The organism is Cellulomonas bogoriensis 69B4 = DSM 16987, from assembly GCF_000767165.1.
Lineage (GTDB): Bacteria > Actinomycetota > Actinomycetes > Actinomycetales > Cellulomonadaceae > Actinotalea > Actinotalea bogoriensis.
On the sequence record NZ_AXCZ01000255.1, the window covers coordinates 1 to 2,610 of the forward strand.

A 2,610-nucleotide genomic window follows, 5' to 3' on the forward strand; every position below is an offset into this window, starting at 1 on the left:
CGTGGGTCGCCACCGCGGGGCGGGCATGGGCGGCGGTCACGACGAGCGCGAGCAGACCCTCAACCAGATGCTCGTCGAGATGGACGGGTTCGACGTCAACGCCAACGTCATCCTGATCGCCGCGACGAACCGGCCCGACATCCTGGACCCGGCACTGCTGCGGCCCGGCCGCTTCGACCGGCAGATCACCGTGGACGCCCCGGATCTGAAGGGCCGGGAGAAGATCCTCACCGTCCACGCCAAGGGCAAGCCGGTGGCCCCGGACGTCGACCTGCACGCGGTGGCCAAGCGCACCCCGGGGTTCACCGGTGCGGACCTGGCGAACGTCCTGAACGAGGCGGCCCTGCTGACGGCGCGCTCGGGCGGGCAGGTGCTGGGCAACCACGAGCTCGACGAGGCGATCGACCGCGTCATCGCCGGTCCGCAGAAGCGCACCCGGTTGATGAACGACAAGGAGAAGAAGATCACCGCGTACCACGAGGGCGGTCACGCCCTGGTGGCCGCGGCGCTGCGGTACACCGACCCGGTGACCAAGGTGACGATCCTTCCTCGCGGGCGGGCCCTGGGCTACACGATGGTGATGCCGGCCGAGGACAAGTACTCCACGACCCGCAACGAGCTCATGGACCAGCTCGCGTACGCCCTGGGTGGGCGCGTGGCGGAGGAGATCGTCTTCCACGACCCGACCACCGGTGCGTCCAACGACATCGAGAAGGCCACAGCGATCGCCCGCAAGATGGTCACCCAGTACGGGATGAGCGAGCGGGTGGGCGCGGTCAAGCTCGGTCAGGACAGCGGCGAGGTCTTCATGGGCAAGGACATGGGCCACGGCCGGGACTACTCCGAGCAGGTCGCTGGCCTGGTCGACGTCGAGGTGCGCAGGTTCATGGACTTCGCGCACGACGAGGCCTACGAGATCCTCAACACCTACCGTGACGTCCTGGACGCGCTGGTGCTGGAGCTGCTGGAGCGCGAGACCCTGAACCAGGCCGAGCTGGCCGAGGTGTTCGCCGCGGTGACCAAGCGCGACCCGCGCGAGGTGTGGTTGTCCAGCCCGGAGCGCGCGGTCTCGGACCGGCCCCCGGTCAGGAGCCCGCTGGAGCGCGCCGCCGGCGAGGACGGGCCCGTCGTCCCGCAGGACGAGGCGGCCGCCGCCAAGGACGAGCACCCGGCCGAGGCTGTGCGTGAGGTGCCGCCCGGCGACGCCGTCGACCCCGGCCGGTGACGTGGTGACCCACACCCCGGACGAGGGGCCCGGGTTCGAGCCCGTGACGGTGCCGTACGACGCCGCCCGTGCCGAGCGGGCGGTGCGCGAGCTGCTCCTGGCGGTGGGTGAGGACCCGGACCGTGACGGTCTGCGGGACACCCCGGCCCGGGTGGCCCGCGCCTACGGCGAGATCTTCGCCGGTCTGTACACAGACCCGCGTGACGTGCTCGAGACCACGTTCGACCTGGGCCACGAGGAGCTCGTCGTGGTCAAGGACATCCCCCTGTACTCCACGTGCGAGCACCACCTGGTGCCCTTCCACGGGCGGGCTCACGTGGGGTACATCCCGGGGGCCGAGGGCCGGGTCACCGGGTTGTCGAAGATCGCCCGCCTGGTCGATCTCTACGCCCGGCGGCCCCAGGTCCAGGAGCGTCTGACGACCCAGGTCGCCGACGCCATGGTGGAGCGCCTGAACCCGGGCGGTGTGCTGGTGGTCGTGGAGTGTGAGCACCTGTGCATGTCGATGCGGGGGGTGCGCAAGCCCGGGTCACGCACGGTGACGTCGGCGGTGCGCGGCCAGCTGCGTGACGGTGCGACCCGCGCCGAGGCGATGAGCCTGGTCCTGGGTCGCTGAGCGGCCCGCGGCTCTAGGCTGGAGCGGTGACGATCATGTCCCACCCGAGTCCTGTCGACGGCGTGCCCTCGGGGCGCACGCTCGTGATGGGCGTGGTGAACGTGACGCCCGACTCGTTCAGCGACGGGGGCTCGTGGCTGGAGCCCGACGCGGCCGTCGAGCACGGTCTGCGACTGGCGGACCAGGGCGCGGACCTGGTCGACGTCGGCGGTGAGTCCACCCGCCCGGGTGCCGGCCGGGTCACGCCCGAGGAGGAGCGTCGGCGGGTGCTGCCCGTGGTCCGGGCGCTGGCCGAGGCGGGCGTCGTGGTGAGCGTGGACACCACCCGGGCGGCGGTCGCGGCCGAGGCCGTGTCCGCCGGTGCCCGCGTGGTCAACGACGTCTCCGGCGGGTTGGCCGACCCTGCGATGGCGGGTGTGGTGGCCGACGCCGACGTCGGGTTCGTGGCCATGCACTGGCGAGGCCCGTCCGACGTCATGGACGGCCTGGCGCGGTACACCGACGTCGTGGCGGACGTCCGCCGGGAGCTCACCGCACGGGTCGGGGCGCTCACCGACGCGGGCGTGGACCCGCACCGGGTGGTGCTGGACCCCGGCCTGGGGTTCGCCAAGCCCGGGTCGGACAACTGGCCCCTGCTGGCGCACCTGGACGCCCTGACGGGGCTCGGCCACCCGGTGCTGGTCGGCGCCTCGCGCAAACGGTTCCTCGGGCACCTGCTGGCCGGCCCCGACGGGACCCCGGCCCCACCGGAGGCCCGGGACGCCGCGAC

Annotated in this window: 3 protein-coding genes; all 3 read left to right on the plus strand. The window is 72.7% G+C overall.

The genetic code is table 11. The features are described from left to right. Positions 1–1,225, plus strand: a 1,225-nt coding sequence (locus N869_RS14215; protein ID WP_035062676.1) for an ATP-dependent metallopeptidase FtsH/Yme1/Tma family protein, incomplete at its 5' end; no start/stop codon positions are given. 4 nt (positions 1,226–1,229) lie between these two features. Beyond that, positions 1,230–1,841 carry a GTP cyclohydrolase I FolE gene (gene folE, locus N869_RS14220; protein WP_408606368.1) on the plus strand — a complete coding sequence of 204 codons (612 nt, stop codon included), beginning with the start codon at positions 1,230–1,232 and terminating at the stop codon, positions 1,839–1,841. A gap of 35 nt (positions 1,842–1,876) precedes the next feature. Beyond that, positions 1,877–2,610: dihydropteroate synthase (folP, locus tag N869_RS14225; protein WP_035062679.1), on the plus strand; the 734-nt coding region annotated here is incomplete at its 3' end.